Source organism: Bifidobacterium apis, from assembly GCF_036986835.1.
Classification (GTDB): Bacteria; Actinomycetota; Actinomycetes; order Actinomycetales; family Bifidobacteriaceae; genus Bombiscardovia; species Bombiscardovia apis_A.
Genome location: NZ_BTXD01000001.1, coordinates 780,956 through 805,804 on the forward strand (window position 1 = coordinate 780,956; position 24,849 = coordinate 805,804).

The 24,849-nt window shown below is 47.9% G+C and carries 14 protein-coding genes; 8 read left to right on the forward strand and 6 right to left on the reverse strand.

The features are described 5' to 3' along the window. Positions 1 to 444: 444 nt before the first annotated feature. On the reverse strand, positions 445 to 1,527 hold the full coding sequence (locus tag AACP62_RS03250; RefSeq protein WP_339346267.1) for an MFS transporter: 1,083 nt from the start codon (positions 1,525 to 1,527) through the stop codon (positions 445 to 447). A gap of 1,099 nt (positions 1,528 to 2,626) precedes the next feature. Here AACP62_RS03250 and AACP62_RS03255 point away from each other — a divergent pair. Next, complete coding sequence (locus tag AACP62_RS03255) at positions 2,627 to 6,391, forward strand: hypothetical protein (protein ID WP_154312458.1); 3,765 nt, start codon at positions 2,627 to 2,629, stop codon at positions 6,389 to 6,391. A gap of 949 nt (positions 6,392 to 7,340) precedes the next feature. Here the strand turns inward: AACP62_RS03255 and AACP62_RS03260 are convergent. The 3 genes from AACP62_RS03260 to AACP62_RS03270 form a co-directional block, all read right to left on the reverse strand. Beyond that, a complete protein-coding gene (locus AACP62_RS03260) occupies positions 7,341 to 8,150 on the reverse strand; it encodes a hypothetical protein (RefSeq protein ID WP_339346271.1) in 810 nt (269 codons plus the stop codon). A gap of 251 nt (positions 8,151 to 8,401) precedes the next feature. Continuing rightward, entirely contained in the window at positions 8,402 to 9,280 is an 879-nt protein-coding gene (locus AACP62_RS03265) for a cysteine hydrolase family protein (RefSeq protein WP_339346273.1), read from the reverse strand. A 58-nt stretch (positions 9,281 to 9,338) separates the two neighbouring features. Continuing rightward, positions 9,339 to 10,646, reverse strand: a complete 1,308-nt coding sequence (locus tag AACP62_RS03270; protein ID WP_339346275.1) for a purine-cytosine permease family protein — start codon at positions 10,644 to 10,646, stop codon at positions 9,339 to 9,341. Positions 10,647 to 11,776: 1,130 nt separating this feature from the next. Between AACP62_RS03270 and AACP62_RS03275 the strand changes: the two genes are divergently transcribed. From AACP62_RS03275 to AACP62_RS03305, 7 genes are all read left to right on the forward strand, one after another. Next, entirely contained in the window at positions 11,777 to 13,411 is a 1,635-nt protein-coding gene (locus AACP62_RS03275) for an AIPR family protein (RefSeq protein ID WP_339346277.1), read from the forward strand. A 2,167-nt stretch (positions 13,412 to 15,578) separates the two neighbouring features. Next, complete coding sequence (locus tag AACP62_RS03280; RefSeq protein WP_339346278.1) at positions 15,579 to 16,244, forward strand: helix-turn-helix transcriptional regulator; 666 nt, start codon at positions 15,579 to 15,581, stop codon at positions 16,242 to 16,244. Between the two features lie 1,081 nt (positions 16,245 to 17,325). Further along, positions 17,326 to 17,955 carry a Panacea domain-containing protein gene (locus AACP62_RS03285; protein ID WP_339346279.1) on the forward strand — a complete coding sequence of 210 codons (630 nt, stop codon included), beginning with the start codon at positions 17,326 to 17,328 and terminating at the stop codon, positions 17,953 to 17,955. Positions 17,956 to 18,042: 87 nt separating this feature from the next. Further along, on the forward strand, positions 18,043 to 18,552 hold the full coding sequence (locus AACP62_RS03290; RefSeq protein ID WP_313837922.1) for a hypothetical protein: 510 nt from the start codon (positions 18,043 to 18,045) through the stop codon (positions 18,550 to 18,552). A 1,543-nt stretch (positions 18,553 to 20,095) separates the two neighbouring features. Further along, positions 20,096 to 21,010, forward strand: a complete 915-nt coding sequence (locus AACP62_RS03295; RefSeq protein ID WP_339346283.1) for an ABC transporter ATP-binding protein — start codon at positions 20,096 to 20,098, stop codon at positions 21,008 to 21,010. Positions 21,011 to 21,041: 31 nt separating this feature from the next. Further along, positions 21,042 to 21,797, forward strand: coding sequence for an ABC transporter permease (locus AACP62_RS03300; protein ID WP_339346284.1), 756 nt, complete (start codon positions 21,042 to 21,044; stop codon positions 21,795 to 21,797). 322 nt (positions 21,798 to 22,119) lie between these two features. Beyond that, positions 22,120 to 22,887 (forward strand): LOG family protein, encoded by a 768-nt coding sequence (locus AACP62_RS03305; RefSeq protein WP_339346286.1) that lies wholly within the window; start codon positions 22,120 to 22,122, stop codon positions 22,885 to 22,887. A gap of 18 nt (positions 22,888 to 22,905) precedes the next feature. Here the strand turns inward: AACP62_RS03305 and AACP62_RS03310 are convergent, their stop codons facing one another. Beyond that, positions 22,906 to 23,583 (reverse strand): O-methyltransferase, encoded by a 678-nt coding sequence (locus AACP62_RS03310; RefSeq protein WP_339346288.1) that lies wholly within the window; start codon positions 23,581 to 23,583, stop codon positions 22,906 to 22,908. A 73-nt stretch (positions 23,584 to 23,656) separates the two neighbouring features. After that, complete coding sequence (locus tag AACP62_RS03315) at positions 23,657 to 24,796, reverse strand: succinate dehydrogenase/fumarate reductase iron-sulfur subunit (RefSeq protein WP_425332898.1); 1,140 nt, start codon at positions 24,794 to 24,796, stop codon at positions 23,657 to 23,659. Positions 24,797 to 24,849: the final 53 nt, after the last annotated feature.

The window sequence follows — 24,849 nt, forward strand, 5'->3', positions numbered from 1 at the left end:
CTCATTGGCAACTGCTACGTCTATCGGAGGCTTTGCATTTAGCCAGTTCGACATTGCGGATCTTGCATGGTCCAGGGCGTCTGCCACCTTGCCTTGGCTGTATCCGTGTGAGGCGTGGAACCCTCAACTCTACATCAATGTATTTCCGTACAAGATCGCTCTGTTGTGAACAGTACCGGTCGTGCAAGCACTAACCTGCTTTTTGGTGAGCAGTAGCTGAATCCAATGCGGGTAGGCTGACCGATGCGTCATCAACCCTTCCGGCTAGTCATACTTAGAAGCACAGCTATATCACGCAAAGAACCACGAGGAAGGTCAATACAGCTCTAAATGGATGCATGTATATCCGCGGACATCTTGTTGATACCTTATTTAAATATTGAATTATGATTATCAGATAATTACTTTTTCTTGTTGGACAAAATTGAACTAAATCTTTTCTACTTAATATCGAAGCATGGTCAATCCCGCAAAGATTCCCGCGCCTATTAGACTAACTGCCGCGAGAATTGCGGTATTCGTAGGACCGACCAAGTCTGATAACCAGCCGGTTAGAGATCCTCCGATTAGATATCCGACCGTACCTACCGCGCCTATAGTGGACATCACAGAAGCTCTATATTCATTGGGGGAGAGAACCTGCTCAAGTAATTCTTCAATTACATTGGCAATTGTATAGAATAAAGAAAATACAAAAAAACTGCAGAAAGCGAAAATCAGAGATTGACCGCTCAATGCAAACGCGCAGAAGGCTATTCCAGAAGCGATGAGGGACATCGACAAACTTTTTATTGCTGATCGGGTATTTGAGGAAAAAGGTGCAGCTAGTGCTGCTCCAATAAGTGCCCCAATGGATCCAATCGTGTTCAAATACCCGTAAACTGAGTTTGGAGCATGTAACACCGTACGGGTGAAAACGACGAGTAAAGTTTCTTGTAGTCCGAGGCCGGACCAAAGTGCGAGAACAACAATGGACAGGGCAGCAAGAAGTCGTTCCTTTTTGATAAGTCCAAAAACATTTTTTAATCGAATGTTGGTTGAAGAAATTATCCTTTTTAACTTAACCCAGAAGGAAATACTATGACTTTCCCGAAAACCATTGTGTGAATCGACAGTTCGCTTCGAATTATGCTCCTCATGTGAATAGCAACCGTCAAGTGAGGCCGCAATTAAGCTACCAAAAGCAGCAACCGCAAATGCAGCGACACCGTTGAAATTGGTGAGCAAACCGGCGAGGGCGCCAGAGGCGATACCTGCAGCATTGATCATGAACGATAAAACAGAATTGAGAACTGACAGTTTTGAATCTGAAACTAATTCAGCAGCTTTTGCATATCGCGCCGGCTTCATAACCGCAGCTATGCTTGTTATAACAAAAGCAAGAATAAATGAAAGAGCAATGTTATGGTTGAATGCGAGCAACAAACAACAAAGAGCTCGTAGCGTTCCGCCCACTGCTAAAACGATTCTGCGATTATATTTGTCAGCTATGCCAGAAAACAGTGGAGCTACAATTAAATTTGGCATAAAGGTAACTAAAAAAGGGCGCTGACCGCCAACGGAGACGATCCCGAAATATCGTATACATGAATGGTCAGTAAGAGATTAACGATTCCACCGACAAGACTGGTAAAGAAAGCACCAAGAGATAATGTAACCAATGGTTTGTGTCTCAAAACGTCTTTGAGGGCTACGAATGTTGTCGCTGCTTTACTTAACATGTGGCATACATCCTTCGTCTACTGATGGCTCAGTCAGCAGAATGGTTTAAACCTTCAAGGATTTCATCGTGTGGAATTCAAATTCCGTAATAGATAATATTATGCCATCCGTGACTTGTTCATCTTTGATTTCAAAATGGCCAATTTAGGTCTAGTAGAATCCGTGCTTCGGCTCAGTACTGCATTTTATGCTCCACGAGGTTAGGTTCAAGTGCTACGGGGATTGCTTAATTAAATCTTGTCTTCTTGGAAACGACATGCTGCATCTTTGCGGCATTTATATATCAGGTTTCCCATGTTGGTGCTACTGCTCGATATGCGTACAGCCATTAGGTATTCTTCATATATTTGTATTTGTTCGCAATCGGCAACCGCATGAGGGCAGTCAGAACTAAAATCCCGGCGATCCCAAGGGTAGTGATTGCGACATTTCGATCCGCGCTCCAACCTATGATCGGGTTGCAGACCATGCCAATCAAGCTTCCCAACGAGCTCGCAATATTAAGAACGGTAGAGCGCTGATTAGGCGGAATCAAACTATTCGCAACTTTCGAAGTTATGGGCCCTCTTCCATTCATGCCCACTGCGACGAGCAGGAATCCGATCGCTACGACGATGGCGAAGGAACTGCCATGTGCGCGAAATGGGCTGCCCCTATAGTAAAGGCTAAAAAGAGAGCTTTTGATCCTTTGAGGTATACCTCAAGCTTGTCAGAAAGGTAGCTATAAACTGCGGCTCAAATAAGAGCAGCGGACGACAGCAAGCCCCAGTATGACATAGGCAAATTCGTATGCTCATATAAGGGTTGATTTAACGTATAAACAGCGTTGAAAAGCACGTATTAAATCTTATGGGGTATGGAAGTAACGTAGGTGTAGTCGTTTCATAAGGTCAGGAAGGGAATTATGGGGAGACTGCCGTATTTAGCTCAGCTCAAAGATGTTTATTCATTTGGAAGAACAACTACAGCTCGTTCGACATTGCCTATCCTGATAAGAAGAATTATCTTGCAGTCGAATCAAACAATCACTTTTATTAAAATGCCCGGAGAGGAAGATACGGACCTAGGTGGATACGATGGTCAAGTGCGTGCTGGGCAAGGAAACGCATTTGTTCCATCAGGGTACAGTGTATGGGAATTTGGCACATCTCGTGGTATCAAAGCTAAAGCCAATTCTGACTATAACAAGCGTACAAAAAACCCATTAGGCATAAACCAATCCGAAACCACCTTCGTCTTTGTTACCTTGGGGAGATGGGCGGGTGCACAGGCTTGGGCTCGCGAGAAAAACAAAGAGGGAAGATGGAAAGAAGTCCGTGTATATACCGCCGATGACATATTAACAGCGCTTGAGGAAACTCCAACGGTATATTTGTGGTTTTCAGAAATGTGCGGGAAATCGGTTCATGGGTTATCCAGTCTGGAAACTTGGTGGAATGACTACCGAAAACCGTGTGATAATCTACTTACTTCTGAGCTTGTCTTGTGTAATCGATCTAATGAAAGAAGTCTTCTTACGAAGAAACTAAATGAAAGCAAGCCGAGTCAAATAATAATACGGTCTGTCACGATTGAAGATTGTCTTGCATTCGTGGCGGCGACTTTGCTTTCTGATGAGCAAGGAATGCTGTCTAAAGCGGTGGTCGTTAGTGAGGCAAGCGCACTAGAGTATTTAAGACAAGTGTCAGAACATCTAATTGTGCTTTTGTCAGATGCTGCTCTAGTAAGAGAAGCTCAACTACTTACCGGACACCATATAGTTATTGGTGTAAATAAAGTGCAGCAAGTCGCACCAACAATAAATTTGCCTGACATCTCGTATGAAAAAGCCGTAAACTATTTCAAAACAAAAAGTATACCGGATGAAAAACAAGCGGAGTATGCGCGTGCGGCACATAAAAGCTTACCATTGCTGCGTAATAAAATTGCTTTAATACCTCTTCCAGATGAGCTCTTACCGAATTCAAATTCTCCTCATGTAAATCAACTAGTTAGAAGAGCATGGATGCTTGGGCGGTGGGACGGTGCACTGAAAGGGGATGCAGACGTTGTTGCCCGTTTTGTGATAGACCCCAGCGATGAAGAGTTAACTGCTGCGCTACTTAAAGACGCTAATAGTGCTAATCCAGTTTTTTCAATGTTTGGAAGTGTGCGTGCAGTTATTTCACCCGTTGAGAGTGCTGAACGCTTTTTGCAAGCGATAACAAGATCCGATTTGGATGCCTTTCGAGAGGTAGTTTGTTCTGTACTGGAAGAAGTAAATCCCGCCCTTGCACTTCCAGAAGATCAGCGATGGGCGGCAAAAATTTATGGAAAGGAGAGGAAAGAATCTGACGATCTTAGAAAGGGAATTAGTACTACACTTTCCTTGCTAGGTTCCTCGAGTGCGACTGTAAGCGATTTTCCTTCTCTGTCTTTTTCGGATTGGGCGGCCAATGTTGTTTCAGATATACTGCGTTTCGCAAATGACGATTGCACCGGGGGCATATGGATTTCGATAAATGATGTTTTGTCGGAACTTGCTGAGGCGGCACCTGAAGAGTTTCTGGATGAATTGCAAAGAGCAATAAGTCCAAGCGGTGTATTCATGGATAAATTATTCCACGAATCATCTAATTGGTTGGCACCTACCAGCCCGCATATACAAGTGCTTTGGGCTTTGGAACGTCTGGCAATGATTCCCGATTATTTTGGGAGAGCTATGTGGTTACTTGCATTACTTGCTGATCGCGATCCAGGCGGGAAACTCGCTAATCGGCCGTTAAACTCTCTCGCTACTATTCTGCGTGTAGGGTATCCTCAAACAGCTGCGTTATCAGATGAAAGGCATTCGTTCGTTCAAAAAGTCTGCAGAAAGCTACCTGAGGTTGGTAAATCACTAGTTATTGCTCTCATTCCTACGGCAGGAGAAAGCACTTCAACAATTATGCCGTTTGAATTTAGACAATCTGCTTCACCAAGTAAGCCGACCAATAATCAAATCGTTGATGATATTAACGTATATCTTGGCTGTGCTATTGACCTTGCTGAAAGTGATCCATCAATCTGGATCAAGATTATCTCTAAGTTGCCTTATTTGTCTCAAAAGAGCAAAAATACTGTTTTGAATAGGCTTAGTCTAGCTAAGTTGAAACCAACCGATACACGTGATGCGATATGGTTGGAGTTTTATAAACTTATCGGAAAATATCAGTCTTCAGCAAATGTGTCATCGTCTTTATCTCTCGAAGATATCAAATATTTCAAATCGGTCATGAAAGAGTTAGAACCAGTCGATCCTGTTGTTCAAGTAGCCCCGCTATTTACATACGACTGTTTGGTTTACGTCTTGGACAATAATAACCAGTCGATTGATAGAAAGCAGCTTCTAGGAAAAGCCAGAAATGAAGCAATTAGTGAGGTCTTTGAGGAAGGTGGTCTGGAGAGCGTATTGCGACTTGCCAAAAGAGTTGAATGCCCTTGGATCGTTGGAGACGCGTTTGCTTGCCTCGGCCTACAGATACAAGACCACACGATTGCAAGACTCTTAGAAAGCGAGTTTTCCAAAGTATGTTATTTTGCGAGTTCAGCTTTGTATAGGCTAACTAATGGTAAATTAAGCAATCTACTGGAGATAATGCATAGTGATAGTTTGTCCAACACGGTGAAAGCTCGCTTGCTCTTGCTCTCTAATGAATTCGAGGAAGTATGGACATCTCTTGATAGTTATGATAAAGAAGTGGAGATGATATATTGGCTAGAGTTTCCAATTAATCACTTAGGATTCGATTTCATGCTGGCCAACGAAGCAGCAAAACAGCTGGCAAGTCATGGACGAATCGTGGGCGCTCTCAAATTGCTTGCATTGTATCGTGATGCTGGTGCTGTTAAAGTCGATCCGGGCTTAGCGGCTGATCTTATGGAAAAGTTGCTGATATGCCATGATCATGAAAGTGAGACATTATCTAGTTTTGAAATAGAAGTGCTGATAAAACTCCTCCAAGATAGTGAGAGTGTAGAACGTACTCGCCTTGAAAAACTTGAATGGGCCTATTTGCGAGCAATTAATGATGGACGTGTGTGCTTATTTTTACACCGGAAACTCGCTGATAACCCGCGCTATTTTGCTGACATAATCTCTCTCGTCTACCCAGAAACTGCTAATGTTGGAAAACAGCCGAATGTTCCGAAAGAACAGTCGGAAAATGCTTGGCTTCTGCTAAATACTTGGAGAACGATTCCAGGAGCGGTCAATGAGTCAAATGAAATCGTCGAGGAACAACTCAGAGCCTGGATTCAAGAAGCACAAAAGATATTGGGCTCGCGTAACCTAATTAAACAAGGAAACTACTATATCGGGAAAGTACTGGCTCACGCTCCTGCTGATGATGACGGAACATGGCCATGTAAATCAGTATGTAATGTAATAGAAGACTTTCAGTCCACATTTTTAGATAAAGGTTTCAGTACTGAATTGTTCAATAAAAGAGAGGCATTTTTTCGTGGTTTAGAAGAAGGCGGGAAACAAGAGTACGAGCTTGAAGATGAACTCCAAAAATGTGCTAACAGAATTAATGTTCAATGGCCAAATGTGGCTGCGCTGCTAACAAAACAAGCAAGAGAATATCACTCAATGGGATTAAATGAAGATGAGCAAGCTAGAAGGTATAAAGAGGGAATAGATTATTGAGTCTGGTGCTCTGGACTACGGATAATGTGGTTTTGCCTTTGGTAGTTAAGCAGTAAAACTGGTAATAGTCCTACTCCTCGGCATTTTGAGTGGTACATATACGGCCTGAAGGCTTTTATTTTATTCTTGTTCGGTGTATTCCATACAAGTAATGTGCCTGTGCCTTTTGCCATTCAAAAGAGTAAAGAATAAATCAATTAGTGTGTAGAAGCGTATCAAGCAGCTGCCATACAACCGTTTCTTCACTATGCCAGGCTTGCATGCGGCATGTAGTACACGTTTAGGTGATTAAGGTGGGTAAAGGAGAGGCTGGGATCATTGCGGGAGACCAGCAGGATCCAGAAATATTTGATACCAACCCAGGTATGGGCTAGAAAAGCTGTGATCCGATCTCACCAACTTTACTGGTCGAAGATCTTTTCTATCGCGTATTCCACATCTTTAGATGACTTAGAGTTGTGGAATAAGACAGTATGCAAACAAGGTGGGCAAAGTTCAAATGAACAGCATTTGAAGTAATCACCAAAACATACGGCAACGGCATGAGCCTGATTAATGACTCTAAACAAGTCGCCTTTACGATGCAGGAAGGCAAAGTTTTTTGATATTTCGGATGCGCGGGCCGATCCATTGAAGACGAATCTTGTTCCACAGTAGTTTCATGTGGTTTGTCGTCATTGTTTAACTGGTTTTATACCCTAGTAAAGTTGGGGCGTGCTGATTACCATGATGAGAATCTTGAGGCAAATTTGCGAGTTTTACAGTATTAGATGACGTATTTCAGAAAAATACGTCTATTCCGACTGCTTAGAAGAATGTAAGAGAAAACGACAGACAGTTAAAATCAATGTAAAAGATAAATCGAACCATCCCCGTCCATTTCAAAAAGATTCCAAAATATTGTGCATAAGGTAATTGCTGTTTTAGACTAATTGAATATTATGTCGCTTTATCTGAAACCTGCTGTCTGACTGCGAACGCATTCTTGGGTAGATTTTTGATGGTGAAGGAACAAGTACTGGCTTTTCCTATTTATCTTCAATGAAGAATATGTCCCATCGCTGCCTAATGTCCATGTACCGGCAAGTACTATCTTGCTATCTTGATTGTGAAAAATCGTGTCTTTGAATTGGCTATAGATTCTGTAGTCAGGTACTCTAATATTCAACTTATATGGATGTGTTGTTGCAGTTTTCAAGAATATCTTGTGCCCTTCATTCTCAAAAAACCATGGTTTTTTGACAGCTTCCACAAGCATCTGTCCGCTTGGGCCATTTGAATGCATGTCTTCGCTGCGCTCGTCAAATAGTATTTCACCAAACTTGGAATTGTTGAATTCCTCATTAGGAAGGTGTTGCTTGCAAAGTGTATAAAGCTCTCGCACAGTTGTTGGCTGTCTGCACGATATGTTGCTGGTTGCTTGTATACCAATGCGTCTATCTTCCGTTTGCCTTGATGGACGATAAGGAACTCTTGTTTCTATTTTTAATATAGCTTTTTTATAGTCGAACTCAGATTCAACATACTGCTCAGCAATCGTAGCATCGCCTGAACTGTAAGGGCAGTATTCAATATGCCGGTGCAGTTTTCGATTTGCTGCAAAGTACCCATTTCTATTGCCATCTGTTTGGCATATGTAGAGATAGGCATCACAGCGCGGATTTGGGCAAAAGTATCGTATATTGTGATCCTCAACCAAGGCTTGCAGAACACTTATATACTGAGTCCTGTCTGAATCCAGATAGGCATGATCAACCATTTGATCTCCTTTAGCTGGTTGTAGCACTCTCTACACTGACGGCGTGTGGGGTCACTTCTAGCCAAACTTGCTCTTACAATTTTATCACCGTGCTGTCTACTGGTACTTGTGTTTAAAATGCAGGACGGTAATCAATGAAAGGCAACTGCGAATCTTTATATGCGTGGGATAGGTCCGAGCTGAGCTGGGTTTATATTTGAACTGTTATATGGTAGTTGCTGTCAAAGCCGATTGAGTAGCGACCCGTCTGTTTAGACCTTGGAAAAGTGGTAGATTCGGATTGCATTGTCGAGGACGTCAACAGACGCGATTGCGATCCACAACCTTTGTTTTTTTTTGCACCAGTTTCTAACCCTAGAGTAGAAGATATTTTGAGTTAGGCTACAGCTAAATTCGGTTTCTGCTACTCGTGAGTTTAAGTGCGGTAACTTATAGGGTCTTAACTTGTGTATATGGAGCAGACGGCTGCGACGTGTTGAGATTCGTGCCGTTGGGTTCTTTCCTGCTTGTGAGGAAAGAACCCAACCTACATACATATCAAGAATGTCAAAGGTTAGTCTGTTTGAAGATCTCTCAACAGCGAATCGGTGTCGGTGATGGTGATGAGGGGTGTGAACAGGGCCATCGTATCGATTGCCAGCTCGTGGTTTTCTGGCGTGGATCCGGCGCAGGCATCTGCTGCCAATCAAACGGCGATACCTTGGTCTGCAGCAGCCAAGGCGGTCTGCAACACACAGGCATCGGTGGACGACACCGCACAGGGCTATCTTCTGGGATCCCTTTATTGCCGCCTGCAATTCCGGCCCCCGCTTGCCGAAACTGCTGAGCGAGGCAATTAGATGCCCCTTGGCGAGCTCGGCGGTCTCTGGCGTGAGGTCATACATGGGATCGTCGGGGGGGACCTGGAATTCCGGCCATTCGTTCATGTATTCCACCCATACACCTTTTGGCGGCTGCGGCGCAATGTATCTGGTGTAAGCGACGCGGTCGCCGTATACCTTGGCGAGACGGGTATAGTTCTTGTCTGTCTGGTAGTAGGCCCCGTCGGAGCAGGCCCAACGGGACCACTCATTGTGGGCGAATGCCTCCTGGCGATCAATCACCACCAGCCATTCATCATTGTTGATCATGATAATTTCCTTTCATGTTGTGAAGTATGGAGCGTATCCCTCTGCACCCCTTACGGTTTCAGTCGATGCTCTCCTGACGACGGATATCGCCCTTCTGAAAGAGCAACGTTCCGAGGAATCCGACAGCCAGGGCTATGATGACACCCAGGTTTGCTGCCGCCCAGGTCCCGTCCTTGCCTCCGATGGGGCCCAGAAGGTATCCCTGCCAGTTGAGCCAGCTTGTTGAGGAGTTCACCACCAGTTCCCATCCAAGTAAGGTGGCGATGGCAAAGATGGCAAAAGCGGTGATGTTCCATGAACCGTATCGTCCCTCGGATCGGTAGAGGTCGGTGGTGTCATAGTCTTTTCGGCGAAGCAGAATATCGGCTACGAACATGCCTGCCCAGGCGGCCATAGGTACGCCAAGCGTAATCAGGAAGCCTTGGAATGGGCCGATGAATGTGGAGGAGAAGAAGGTTACATAGACCAACCAGATTACGGTCAGCACGGCGGTGATGGCTGCTGCGAGTGTCCGCGGGAGCTTGATGCCGAAGGAGAGCAGAGCCAGACCATTAGAGTAGTTGTCCATGATGGCCCCAGCTATCAACCCCAGCACTGCAACGATGGTGAATGGAACCAGATACCAGTTGGGCAATATGCTGGCCATGGCGCCGATGGGATCATTGCCCACATTGTCGGCCAGGGCTTTGTCGGAGACGGCCAGAAGCAGGCCGTAGACAATAAGGAAGATGTTGGCGATGGAGGCGCTGAAAGTGGTCCAGGCAACGATTCCGGTGTTGGATGCGCTGTGTGACAGGTACCGCGAGTAGTCCGCAGCGATGTTGACCCATCCCAAGCCAAAGCATGCCATCACGAAGAAGCAGCAGCCCAGCATGGCTGGTAAAAAACTGGAGCGAGCGGAGGAGATGGTGGAGAAGTCGATATTGCCCCAGCCGACGTTGAAGAAGCCCCCAATTACAATTGCGGTGATGATGGTGATGATCTGCTGAAGTCGCATGATCAGGTCATAGCCGTAAATACCGGCAACTAAAACCAGCCCAATGATTACCAAGGTCAAGATGATTTTGAGGCTTGCGCCTGACCCCCTGCCGAGTTTTTCGATGGTCGAAGATGCTGCCAGTACGGCCGTGGTCGTTAGGGATATCTCCCACCCTAGTGTGGCTATCCAAGACATGGCGGCCGGTACTTTTGCACCTTCCACGCCGAAAATAGCTCGGGTGAGGACCATGGTCGGAACGTTGCCTCGCTTGCCTGCGATGGAGATGACGCCGGCAAGCAGGAAGGAGATGACGACACCGGCAATGGTGGTTAATGTGGCCTGCCAGAAGGAGATTCTGAATCCCAATGCCCAGGCGCCATAGGACATGGCTAGTACTGAGATGTTGGAGGAGAACCAGGGTCAGAAGAGACTTGACGGCTTGCCTTTGCGCTCAGACTCAGCAATGGTGCGATGCCTTGGGCTTCGACGCTGAGGGCTGAGCCTTTGCCGGTTCCTTCTTTGGATGTATTGTGCTCATTCATATTGGTTCCTTATATCTCGTGGTGTTCATTGACGGAGTGTGGACGGACGCCATGTTGGTGTTGGTAAAGTCTTGGATTTTCAGTGATGTGGGTGGATGGCTGGACCGGCTTTTGCTATAGACGAGGCTGCGGGCCGGCTTGGCGTTGGAGTTTGTATCGGGCAGGGTCACTCCTTGCATGGTTTTGAACAGAGAATCCTATGTATGGCAGTCGCCTGCCCTTTGATATCCGCTGGGATGAGACGGGGAAACCATGGATGTCTCGGACCTGCTGTCCAGACAAAGATGGGCACTGTGAGAACCGACCTGCGCAATCAGAGTCGAGTCAAGGGTTTCGGCTGCTGCAGGCAGGCCACTGTGCTTCCGTCCTCTGTATCGGCCGGTGATTCCATATCAATTTTCTGTATGATGCTCGGGTACTTCGCCAAAGTTACAGGACCAGATTCTGTAGTATTCCACCAGGGCGTGCGCATCCCTATCTTCAGCCTAACCGCGCACGGGTGAGGCATTGAAAATAGTAGTGAGTTGTATTGGGCACGGGTGAGACCGAAGGAATCGGAGCAGCGCCTGGGCAGTGTAGTGCACCAAATGGTGTCTCGTGCAATGCCCGACTTTTGGGCAAGTTGAAGTTTCAAGGCAAGTCGATCGCCGTTTAGTAGTTCACCTGCTTGAGTTCGTTTGACAAGATAGTTCACCATGCTTTGCGATTGGGTCTGGCGACCATTGTCAACCGATCTGGGCATCTGTGTCAAGCCTCCAATATTGTACCGGTTTTTTGGTTGTCTGGTTCTGGTCTAGCTGAGAATGGTTTCCGGGAACTGAGTTAAAGATGACTGACGGTATACTCTCGACAAAGACGAAACTTGATGTCTTTGTCGAGAGGTCCATTAGCTAGATATCTATATGCGCTCTGAGTCTCATCTTGGTAAAGTTAATAATGTTCAATTAATTGACGGAAGTGGGGAAGAGTATGAAAATGTCTAAAAACGAACCGTATAAGGGAACGGTCTTAGACTTCAGAACTATTGAAGCATGTGTAAAGAGTAAATCCCAGGAACTAGATATCGATCCTTCGCGTGCCTTTATAGTGTCTTACTTGGAAGCGAAGTTCGATTTAGCAGATGATGATGCGCTGGATTGCATAGTTGATGGCAGCAATGATTGCGGCATTGACGCTGTGTATATTGATAACGACTCCGATAATGATGCGACGGTTACTTTATTGCAATCAAAATATCATAACAGCGAGAAAAAGTTCGACCGGGCCTTTGAAGGTGTTGCTATTGATAAGATGCAGTATGCAATCAAACAGTTCATACTATCTGTGCCTAAATCGTCTGACTTTATGTGCGATGACCTTAAGAACAAAATTGCCGATATTCGTACTTTGAAGAACCCCAAATACAACATAGTGTTCATTTCGAACACTTTTCCCCCAACTGTGGAGCAGAGAAAAAAATTTGATGACTTTCTTAAAGAAGAAAATCATGGCCAGGATTACCTCCGATGTGAGTATGAGCACTTATTAGAGATTTCGGATTTACTGGCACCGATTCAACGGTCGACCATTGAAGATGATTTGCAATTGTCGGGTGAATACATGAATGTGGACGACCCTGCCGGTCGTACATTGATTGGTCGCATTTCAGGCGAACGTTTGGCTGGTTTGATGGATCGACATGGCAATGCTCTATTTGAAAGGAATGTACGCGGCTACCTATCGCCGAATAAGGATGTCAATAAAGCTATAATGAAAACTGCCACCGGTAGCGACTCGTATAAGTTTTTCTTGATGAATAACGGCATTACCATCGTTTGCGATGACATGAGTTATACCCCCGTTAGTGATAATCCTCTGGTTCATGTTAAAAACTTACAGATTGTTAATGGCGGACAGACGACGAATACGCTTTATGAAGCATATAAGGCAGGTAAGCTACGTAAAGATGTTTCTGTGCTGGTGAAAATCATCAAGGCTTATGATGCTGAATTGTTGGGAAGAATTACTGAATCGACCAATTCGCAGTCCACAGTTACCGCGCGGGATTTGCACAGTAACGACCGTATACAAAAGAGAATCGAAGCGGCTTTGCTTGCCAAAGGCTATTACTACGAAGCCAGGAAGGACAAGTATAAGGGCAAAAAAGACGTGTCTGTAGGGCAGAGAATCGATGCTCTAAAGGCTGCTCAGGCATACTATGCAGGTGTTATACACAAACCTGCTGATGCTAAAAACCGTCGTAGATATTTATTTAGCACCTATTATGATGACATCTTCAATGACCAGTTGAATATTGATGCATTTCTTGATTCCTACCTTTTGTGGAAAGATATCCGTAAGAGAAGCCGAAGCTATAAGAATGAGTATTCATTCGCCAATTACAGTGTTTATCATGCTCTTGCAGTTCTTAACGCATTTGGTTTTACTCATGTTACCGAGTCTGACCGATTGGATTCCGCTTTGAAATCTGTGATGGAAATTATTGCATCAGTGGTGGAAGAGGAACGTAAAAAAATAGGTGATGAATACAGCCATCGTGTCCTTTTCATCAACCCGAAAACGTATGATCGTATTATCAAGGTTGCAGAACAAACAGACCGAATTCATTAACCGCAAGTCTAATAAGCTGTGTCGGTATCCGCATGTGGTGCTTGGCTGTGATCGTTTATTGACTGTGGTAGCACTCATATAGAGTCGGTTGGAATATGGCTGCTCTGACATGCAAGGGTAGCCATATGTAATGGAGCTATCGCATTATGATCGTCTACATGCGCTCATTTTAGGAAACAACATTGTGAGTCGCTTGAAACGTAGCGAAGTTCTGTCAATTCGTAAAATGGTATTAATGTCGGCTGAACTGAAAATAAGTGGTTCCAATCTGTGAGCTTGCTATCTTCAGCTTGGCAGGATGACTCCTGCGGACGTATGAACCCGTCTCTAAGCAAGGCGGGAGGAAATAGACATTAATGAATTTGAGCCGATCGAATAGTAAGAAGCGCATCTGTTCTGCTCGTTGCTGTTTAGTGCTGGCGCATTGCATTTCATTTTCTGTCCAAACCTGTTTGGCAAAGTTGAAACACAACGCAGGAGTGCAATGTGACTATGTCCGAAACCGTTTTAGAGTCTCATCGATATCCGCAACATGCTCTGCTTCAGGACCTTGCCTTGCCCGACGGAACGAAGCTACCGAGGGTGGAGTGGGAGGTCATCCGTTGCGGACTGGCATGCATCCAGTCGATTCTGGATGCCAAAGGACTTCCTGTACCGACTCTCGACACCTTGTTGGCTGAGGGGATTGAGAGCTGAGCTTACGATGTTGCCAAAGGGTGGCTATTGAGGGGTCTTCTTGAATAAAGACGTTCCCATGTCTTGGATGTTGAGGTTTTCCCTGAACCCCTAACCGGTTTTTTTTAGAGAGTCTTCCTGTAGTTCACGTCGCTCCGATAGTCTCTGTATCTTGCAACTTTCCACTAAACCCGAAAGCGAAAGGTGGCTACTTGGTTGTATTTCGCGTCACTCGAGTGTCGAATAGAGAAGGTGAAGTCTGATGTTGTGATGATCCCTTGACCTACGGAGCCACTGTAGATGAGGTGGAGCGAACCAGACTTTGTTCAAGCTTCTCCGGTCGTGCGCTCATCTTTAAAAAAGTGCTAAAGCCTGGCAGAAGCTGCGTTTAGTTATCGTGGATAAACGCTAAGAAGCATTTACCCGGTTCTGAGAAGGCAGAGAATCTCCCTGCCTTATGGCTCGATGTCCTGCTGATTGATGGCATTGAGCGCAAAGGGCATAAGTAAAGATATGGGATGGATATGCATGTGCATTTCTTGATATTTGGTGCGGGATCACGAGCTGGGCAGTGTTGCTGCCCTGGATGCCACCAACTAGTTTTCTGGAGCGGTTGCCTGCGCCAAGTCGGCCCAAACCGTATCCGTGTCCTGCAATTTCCTCCTGAATCCGACTTTCAAGGGAGGATACTCCGTCGTATTCTGAAGCATTCGATCATCTGGTACAAACGGTGAAACGTGCTGCTGCGAAGCTCGCTCGACCAAAAGAGCCTGTGTCAATGAAATAGAACAGTGCAAGTCCCGGCCGGGATTTCTGAACACCATAAGTGTTGAACATCTGGGTATCCACCTCGATACAGCTGTTGATTCCCGTCTGTTCCTTGGTCAATTCATAGTTGTTCTGAACTCTCTTATAGCATTGTCTGATTCCGGTGTCATGACTTGGTATGTAAGCCACTTACCCAAGTTGCCTTCTTAGAGTCGCCTTGGCAAGTGGCTGCCTTTTCCAGGATAGGACCGTAATCCATGCCGATGAGTATCTACGGACTGGATCCGTCAAGTCTTGCCGCGGAAGCGATGGCCGACTTCCAAGCGTAAAGCATATCAGTTGACTTAATCCTTCGATGCCGCTCTTGGATCATGGGGAGTATGACCGGGTCTTGTCCCACTGGCTACACCTTCTTATCTTTGGATGGCCTAATTGCATGACAATACATAGGGCTTGGCAATCGGCAACGTGAGGCGAGTGTGATTGATGTGACGTCGATAACCTGTCTGAGGTGTTTCCCCAGCCTGCATTTTGGTTGAGCCATGCTGCTAATCCTTGAAAATGAGGGTGTCAAAGACTTTTGGCGGGGAATTTTTGCTGGGCAAGGGGTTGGGTTGATAGCGTGAGGGGGTCGGACTTGCGCAGGTCACGATGATGCAACCACAAAGTCATTAACCAACAATCAGTCAGCGAACGATGGTCAGGGAAAGCGAGTGGCAGTGGTATGGAACTGGGCAATCAGATTCGCCGGTATCGCTCGGAGCGGGGCATGTCCCAGGATGATCTTGCGGGGAGGATATTTGTGTCCCGCCAGACCATATCCAACTGGGAGAACGATCGCACCTACCCGGACGTGCAGAACCTGCTCCTCCTGTCCAACCTGTTCGATGTGGCCATAGACCAGCTGATCAAAGGAGACCTCGACATCATGGATAAGAGCATTCATGCGGAAACCAAAAACCTTCGCCGACTCGGCTTGGTCTGTGGAATTCTCACGGTCTTCATGTTTTTGACCCTTATCGTCGGGTTCGCTCTCTATTTGAAGTTGAATAAGTCGGATGTGATTCTGTATGCCACGCTTGCCTTGGCTCTGATAACGGGCATTTTTGGTATCATAGCTGCCGCGTACATTGAGCAGATTAAAGCCCGCAATGATGTGCAGACCTATCGGGAGATCAAGGCCTTTCTGTCTGGCGAGGAAGTGGACCGCAGTAAACGAACCCACTTTGAACGAAAGTGGCTCATGCCCGGGAATCGATACTACAGTCAGGCGTTCAAGTCCCATCCGATTGTGGGGCCGGTCATCAATTTCTGTGTGACTTCTGCCGTTGGATTCTTTCTGGGTGCAGGTATCGTCTGGATTCTGATTCATATCTTTGGCATGATCTGACCTGCATAGGGAAAGCAGATCGCACCTTTACTGCGGACAGGACATCTCACATTTTGGTTTTATTCACTGCCTATGGCTTCATGAGGGGATGTCCGCTTCAGCTGTCTCAGGCATCAGGCCGATTACCGTCAGAAAAAGGAATTTATTCTCTGTTTTCGTGCCACCCGGGAAATCCATTCGACTCTTCTTGGAGGACGCCGTCTACTGCATCGCACAAAAGTCTGTCAGAAACTGGCCGGACGGGATTATAAAGATACCGATCAGGCCAATAAAGTCGGAAAGGTGCCTGAACCGGTCCCACTGATCTATGACGCACTCGCAAGGACTGGGGCAACTCACCAGTCGGTTAGTCCAAAGAAACCCCCAGTTATCAACGACTACGGTAAATTGAAAACCAGTACAGAAACTATCGCCCTGCGTTTGGCCCAAGACTATCCTATACAGCTTCGTCTATGTGTAGCGGTAGGCGTGATGGGAAGCTATCGTGCTCCTATGCTGGTCCGGGACGGAATACCTATCGTGCTGGGCGGCATTGTAAACTCGTCCTTTTACGATCAGCGCCGTGACCGATTAGATTGGTACTGAGGATGTGAGTATGAGACTCTAAGGTTACAACTACGAAGATTTTGGCGCCGCGTTGAATAGTCACATGCAGATAAGAGCACGGCTGGCACGCCAGAAAGACTGGCTGTTCAACCTTCTTCAAGTTCCACTTGTTCGCTGCAGATCATCGCATCCCGGAAAACCAGGAAGGCTGAAATACAGGCGGATGTTGCCTTGAAATGCGTCGGGACAACGATACGCTCTTCCAACGGCTGGCCACCAAGCACCTTTGATTCAAACCACAGCTGTGGTGGCACAGCAGCAAAACGAAGCGCAATAGCCTTGTGCGTTTGGGTTGCTTAAGTCAATTCACTTGGTCAAGTCTGCAGGAGTATGCCAAGAAAGGGACATACTTGCCTTTATTGGTTGCATGCTTCCCTGTGCGTTCTATGTGACAAGCTGCTAAGAGCATAAGGGGGATTGGGAGATAATCAGACGTTCCGTGTAGAATTATAGCTAAGGAAAGGAGATGAGATTCATGGTGGCTGAAATGAGTTCACGGGATGAGACGGTTGATTTGTATGACACCGTGTTTCACTATAACGCTCCTACCGATGTTGTAGCTGATGCTTTCCTATCGCTTGCTGAGCGCGATGCAATAACTGACGTGACCCAGATGAAGCTCAATAAGCTCATGTATTTGGCCCAGGCCCAGTATCTCGCGGCGACCAACCACCGACTGTTCAGAGAACGGTTGGAGGCCTACAGGCATGGGCCCATAGTGCCGAGCTTGCGGTACCGTTTTTCCGCTTGGAAGGATCGTTCTTTGACGGAGGCTCCTTTCGATAAGCATGCCTTGGACCAAGTTCCGCAGGACATGAGGTCGTTCATCGAGCAGGTCTGGGACAAGTACAAGGGTTATACCGCTTCACAGTTGCGTGACATGTCGCATAAAGATCCTGCCTGGAAGTCGGTTTATCGGCCAAATGCTCAGCATCTTGTCATGGATGATAAGCAGATTGCACAGACGGTCATCAACGCCCCGTGGCAGGAGCGGATCAGTAATCCCAATGTGGTGCTCGTCAACAATGACATGATGAACAGCATCAACTGGGATAAACGTGTCGCTGATGCGGTGGCCCGCACGAAAGCAAAGCTGAGCGTCTGACAAAACATGTGCATCCTAAAGAGAGCTCTATGGGATGAAGTGCGGCATCCGCGTCCGGGTGACCCATTGAAAAGCTTCTCTTGTGGTTTGCCGGATGTTGATCATGTGATCCACCGCAAAGGATTTGGTGCCTGGAAAAAAGAGAAGAGCACCCCGTATATTTGTCTGGATTCGCAGACAGGGGATATACAGGGTGTCTTTGTCCTGAAAACAATCGGGGTAAGCGAACACGATATCCATATCAACCCGGCCGACGACCAAGCCCAAGAACCAGCTACTCAGGCGATTACTGATACGTTGACGAATAAAAGTGGTTTGTATTCGGGGATCCTGCTATGTCAATTGGGGCTCTCACAGAAGGTCGTCCGCCATCAAAAGCAGGGCACGCTGCTGCTACTCCAGGCCATGAAAGCCGCGGTAGCCGCCCATCTGCAGTCTGCTGTGGATTTCTTCATTGTTGATGCTGCGACGCCGGAACTTGTTGACTTTTACCTTGATGCCTCAAGTGGTCTCCTCTTGCCGACGGACAATCTTCGTCTCATGGCTCCTATGGTGGGAATCCGCAATTATTTAAAAGGTTTGAATATCGTGAAGTAGCTAGAGCTCAGGAAGTAATCTCCAGACAGGTTCCCAAAAGGTATAAACCTCTTGGAAGCTACACTTCTTTCGAAAGACGTCGTAAGAAGGCCGGCATGGCCTTGATGTCGTAAACGATTGTCCGTAATGGGGAACTCGGCTGTGCGTCACGTTGCGCAAACACGAGGATGGGTATCAAGGCTATAGCTGCGCAGATCTTCGAGCTGAAGAAGATCTAGTTCCAGGCGGCGATACTCGTAATGAATGATTCTGCTGGAAACCCGATGGCTATGGCTTAGGATAAGGCCGGCATTACTATGCCCTGACCTTGCTTATGTTCTTCTTCGAGGAATTGTCCCTAGATACAGGCGCACACAGCGGAAATGAACATAGCCGCTCTCAAACCAGTTAGTGACGGGAATGTGCAGAATATGGTCATAGTACCGGTAGCTCAGCAGAGAAAGGTTGCCAAAATAAGGATGTTCAGCCCGATCATAATTATCGGATTGCGTAATACACATTCGGAAAATGAGGCAATGATAGGGGCGCCCACCGCCTCGAATACAGCAATGAAGAATTCAACCAGCGTTGGCTTCTGCGACTATTTCAGACAAGCAGTTATGTCTTCTCTCCAGTAATCAGAAAACGCCGCAACAATATTTTCAAACAGATGAAAATATAGAGAATCTTGCCATTGATTCGCATGGGAAACGCAGGGATCTCCCCGTCTGCAATAGCGTCGTTAAGAACTCCAAAGGAAATTGTTTTAAGATCTTTGGCTATATATCTAAGACCTCAACACTCTTATACGTAAACATAGCTGACTCCATCTTTTGAGCGATGTTGTTTGGTAACTGCGATTTCAGTTGATCGAGTGATTCATATACAGACATCTTCCGAATAACATCTTCTGGAAAATCCATGTACCAATTGCTTGGATCCTCGCGTAGTTGAGTGGCGTGCTCGGCAATCATCGACCAGTGGTAAAAATTCGTTCGTACAAAACATAGTTCTTCTTCTTTGTTAGGAATATCTCCGTAATGTGCCTTTCCTCGGAAGTCCTATCACTGGATTTAAAATTCTTTTACCCTCGAATCTTTTTATGATCTCTCGGCCATTCGATAACACTTTCAGTTCTATATCTTTGTTTCCTGGCTCTTTCTCTTTCTCAGAATCAATGAAAAGTCGTAGACCTAGCACAACAGTTACTGAGAGATTGTCTGCATACTTCGCAGCTTCCTTCAAAAGAGGTAAATCTTGCTATGAGACATAAATATTTTTTGTAACCATGCGTATAAGCATACTCATCTTAAGAAGCAAGTTGCTGCTTCTTAAGATCAACCAGTGTTCGATACGGTTGGCTCGCTTGATTCCTCAATAAGCTGCGTAACAGCTCTGCTGTAGGCCGCACTCGAATATTTGGACGCAGTAGCTTGCGGTTCTTATGCTGATGTATTTCAATCACCATTGGTGGTACTCTTTTCGAAGAGTGTCTGGCAGGTTTGGCCGCTCAATGCAATGAAACTTTAACGAACCGCTGTACCTACCATAAAGGGTGGCACCAATGAATGCTGCTATAGAACTTGGGAATCTGGTTAAAGAGTATGAAACGCCGGCAGGGGTTATCAAGGCGCTGGATCACCTGGATCTCATTGTCCCTGAAGGGGGCATCTTTGGTCTGCTGGGCCCTAACGGTGCTGGAAAATCAACAACGCTCGAAATAGCTGTCGGCTTGAGAAAACCGACTTCCGGAACTGTCATAGTATTCGATAGGAATCCGCAGACTGATTCGCAGTGGGTTCATCAGCGGGTGAGTATTCAACCCCAGGAGTCCACTATCTTTCCCCAGGAAAGAGTGGGGGAGATACTGTCATTCTGGGCCAGTCTTTATGATCACCCGCGCGACGTGGATCAAGTAGCAAAATGGATGGGCTTGGACGAATTGCTGCTCCGCAAGGTGGCGAAATTATCAGGTGGACAAAAACAGCGCCTGAATGTCGGTTTATCCATCATCGGGCGGACGAAATTAGCCGTACTTGACGAACCTTCCACTGGTCTTGATGTAATGGCTCGAGACGACCTTTGGAAAGTGCTTCGGTTTCTGGCTGAAGAAGGTACGACGATTGTCCTATCGACACATGATCTAGATGAAGCGCGAGTTCTGTGCCACGAAGTTGCGGTGATAGATCATGGTCGGTCTGTAGCCCAAGGCAGTCCCGAGGAACTCATCAGGAAGCATGCCAAGGGGACGTTGGTATCCTGCCAAGTAACGCCATATGGAATATCGGACCTTGTGAGCATGCTTCGAACTTTTGGCGAACCGGAAGTCGTTGATAAGACAACCGTCTTAATACGTGCTGACGATACGGATCCTGTTATTGCTGTGCTGTCGAGCAATCCTGCGGTTTCCCAATTACGTATGAACGAACCAAGCCTTTATGATGCCTTCGTGAAGTTGACCGGGCATGATTTTGAATAATTGATAATACTCATTTTTGTTAGGACTCTAGATGATAGAAAAAAGGCACCTTCGCCCCTTGTTGGCGCTGCAGACTCGTGAACTAGTCAGGAACACTTCGTATTTTATTTTTGTCATAATTTTCCCTTTTGCCATGGCGGGAATGTTTCTTCTCATGTCCGAGATGATGAAAGGACAGGCTGATGCTCCGGACTTCAGCCCATTCGTTATGCCCATGGCGCTCTTTCTGGCAGTGACCGGTACAGCTTTGACCATGACCGCAGGTCCTTTAGCCGAGGTCAGGCAATCAGGAGCTCTTCGGGTACTTTCAACAACGCCTATTCGAAAAGCAGACTATTTGATGACGTATCTGGCTGTAAGGCTCATTATGGCGACCGTGCAGATCCTTGTCATAGTAGGCGCTTCGGTATTGCTGAATCTGCTTCCGCTTAGGGATGTGGGTCGAGTTTTTGTCGTGTCCTTATTGGGACTGGTCATGTTTCTTGCCTTGGGGTATTTAATGGGTGGCTGGCTTTCGTCACCGCAGTTGGCAACCAACTTGGGAGCTCTCGTGCAACTGTTGGCGTTGTTTTTGAGTGGCCTGGCCATACCCTTCGCCATCCTTCCGGATTGGTTGACGAATGTTATCAGATGGATTCCGTCGACTCTCTTTGGAGATCTCATTTTCTGGGCATCAAAAAATCCTCTGCAGCAAACGGGCGCCATGCTTTCAACTTCCATCGTGCTTGCTGTTACTGCAGTGCTTGTGTTTTTGGCAGTTCGTGGTTTCAAATGGGATGTGGAGTGAGTTTCGAGCCCGAAGTGTCATTGATTAAATATACTTGAACGTTGAAATATTCAAGCAAGTTGTAAGTTATCCATGCCACCAGCCATAGGACGGTTGGAGGTCAAACTCGGTTTTTCTCTTGGTTATTTGTCCATGTCTGGGACTGCAGCACCATACTCTGTTGATCTGATCCAGCTCGTCCTCACTACATTCAGTGCCTGCTGCTATTTCTCCTGATATGAATCCGGTCTTGCCGTCAGCCGGGCGGCGGGGGCCGCTATCATGAGAGCCGGAACAGGATCGAGCGGGTCCGTCGGTTGAGGCCCGATGGAGGATTGCGTATATGGCGGAGATGGTTGACAATCACAATGACGACGAAGGCCCGGACCTGGGCAGGACCTACCACAGTGGTCCGGTCATCATGCGCGGGCCCATGATTCCCGAGGCGGACGCCAATGCTGGTTTGCTCTCGTCGGGCGGTGACACGGACTGGCTGCATATGGATCCTTGGCGTGTGCTGCGCATCCAGGCCGAGTTCGTCGACGGGTTCGGCGCACTGGCAGAGCTGGGGCCGGCTGCCGCCATCTTTGGTTCAGCTCGGACCGGCCGTGAGGATCCTAACTATGCTGCCGCACGCAAGATGGGCGGCGACCTGGCCAAGGCTGGTATGGCAGTCATCACCGGGGGAGGGCCTGGCATCATGGAGGCAGCCAACAAGGGCGCAGCTGAGGTCGGCGGCAAGTCCGTCGGTCTGGGCATCGAATTGCCCATGGAGCAGGGACTGAACCGCTGGGTGAATCTGGGTATCACCTTCCGCTACTTCTTCGTACGCAAGATGATGTTCATGAAATACTCCTCGGGCATCATCGTCTGCCCCGGTGGGTTCGGCACCCTGGATGAGATGTTCGAGGTGCTGACTCTGGTCCAAACCCATAAGGCACCCAGCATGCCTATCGTCCTCTTCGACAGGGCTTACTGGCAGGGGCTCTTTGACTGGATTTCGGACACGGTGAAGCAGCGGGGCATGATTTCTGAGCTGGACCCCGATCTGGTCATCCGCACTGATGATCCCGATGAGGCTGTCCAGGCTATCCTGCGTCACCGTACCTGAAAATTAGGCGAGCGGCAGTCAGCGGGCGCGGGTGGCCATGATCATGCCCGTGCCGATGGGCAGCAGGCAGGATTCCCAGGCATTGTCTTTGCTTATGGCCTCCATGATGGTCCGTAAGGTGGTCGTTTTCTCGGATCTATTGGCCGGGTTGAGCACGCCGCCCTTGTCAGGCTCGTCCAGCAGGTCAAAGGCATCGGTAAAGATCAGCTGTCCTCGGTCCTTGAGCAGGCGTGGAGCCTGGTCCATAACCTGTTGGTAGTTGTCCCCATTGCCTGAGACGACGATAAGGTCGTAGTCGCTGGGGTTGAGCCTGGGGAAGTAGGTTCGGGCAGCCGCGTTGACCGCACGCAGCCTCATGCCTGGATGGACTTTCTCCATGCCCGCGAAAATTTTCTTGACCAGCGAGGTGCCTTGGGCTGTGGAGTCGACGGCGGTGAACTGGCCATGACCATGCAGGCCTGTCATCAGGCGCAGGGCTTCGACCACGGAGCCGTTGCCGACCAAAATGATGGAAGCCGGAGCGTTCCCGCCGGCCAGGAACTGCAGAAAGGCGCCTTGCGACCGGGAACATTGGGCGAATCCGGCCTCTGTAGCCTTGTCTCGCAAGGTCTGCAACTTGTCGGATTCGACGTTCAGAGCGCTTGCCTCGGCGAATTCCCATCCTCTGGCGATGTTGTTGTACGAGGTTTTGTCCATGCTAACCATGGTAACGACTAGAGGGCACAAGCCTGTCGCCGGCTCTTGCTGCCCTGTGTACGTATGAGTTCGGCTACTCCTTGACGGCTTCGACCAGCTTCCACATCTCTTCGCCCACGTCGATCCCTCGGGGGCATGGCCGGGTGCAGGCCCGTATGGACTGGCATGCCTGGATTCCGTCCACCTGGTCAATGGCCTCAAGGCGTTCCTGCCGATGGCTGTCGCGGGAATCGTTGATGAATCGTGCCGCTGCGATCATGGCTGCCGGCCCGGCGAAGGCCTCACCGCCCGCATAAATGGGGCAGGCCCCCTGGCAGAGTCCGCAGGCGATGCAGGTGCTGAGCAGCTCATACCGGGCCAGCTCTTCCGGGGTTTGCCGGTATTCCGACGCTGGTTCTGCCTTGGCTGCCTTTGCCGTGGCTGCTTGGCTGTTATCAACAGAGGGATCATCATGGAGCAGATAAGGCTTGAAGCGTTGGATCTGCTCAAACATGGCGTCGGTGTCCACTATCAGGTCTCTGAGTGGAGTGAAGCCGGGAAGCGGGCGGATCTCCACTACTGAAGATTCTGCATAGCCTGATGTTTCTGTAGGGTGCGAGGTGTCTGTAAGGCCTGTAGCTTCTGTATCGGCTCCAGTTTCTCTGGAATCTGTAGCCGAGAAGTTTGTGGCCGTTGAGTCTGGGACTGAATCTGAGTGCGATGCTGACGTGGATACGGCCGTTGCGGTGGTCGCTGTGCTGGTGCGACGGAAGGCTGGAGGCTGCTGAGCCTGCGGATTTGCATTAGCTACACCGGGTGTGGCGTATGCGTTTGGCATGGTTTTTGATGCGGAAAGGCAGTCGGCGATGGTGGCTGTGCAGAGCAGATCCGGACGGCCGTTGATGAGCACGGCATCCGATCCGCACATGCCATGCCCACAGGAGTACCGGAAGTTCAGCGTAGGATCCACTGCTCGCTTGATCTGCAGAAGGGCATCCAGAACAGTGCACTGTGGAGCAATCCGGATTGTGTACTCCTGCGTCCAGCGGTGGCCTCGGGCCCGTCGGTTGCCCGCCGTGGCGAAGGGGTTGCTCTTGGCGAATGGGTTGGTTCGTGCCGGACGCTCTGATTGAGGTCGTGGGGTAAACCGGGCTATTCTGAAGGTCACTGGACGGGGATCGCGATCCGGTGAGGATGCCTTGGATCCGTCTGATCCCGTGGACTGTGATGTCACGGTTGCTCCTGTTCTTGCTCGGGATCTGGCCCGATGCCCATTGATATGCGCGA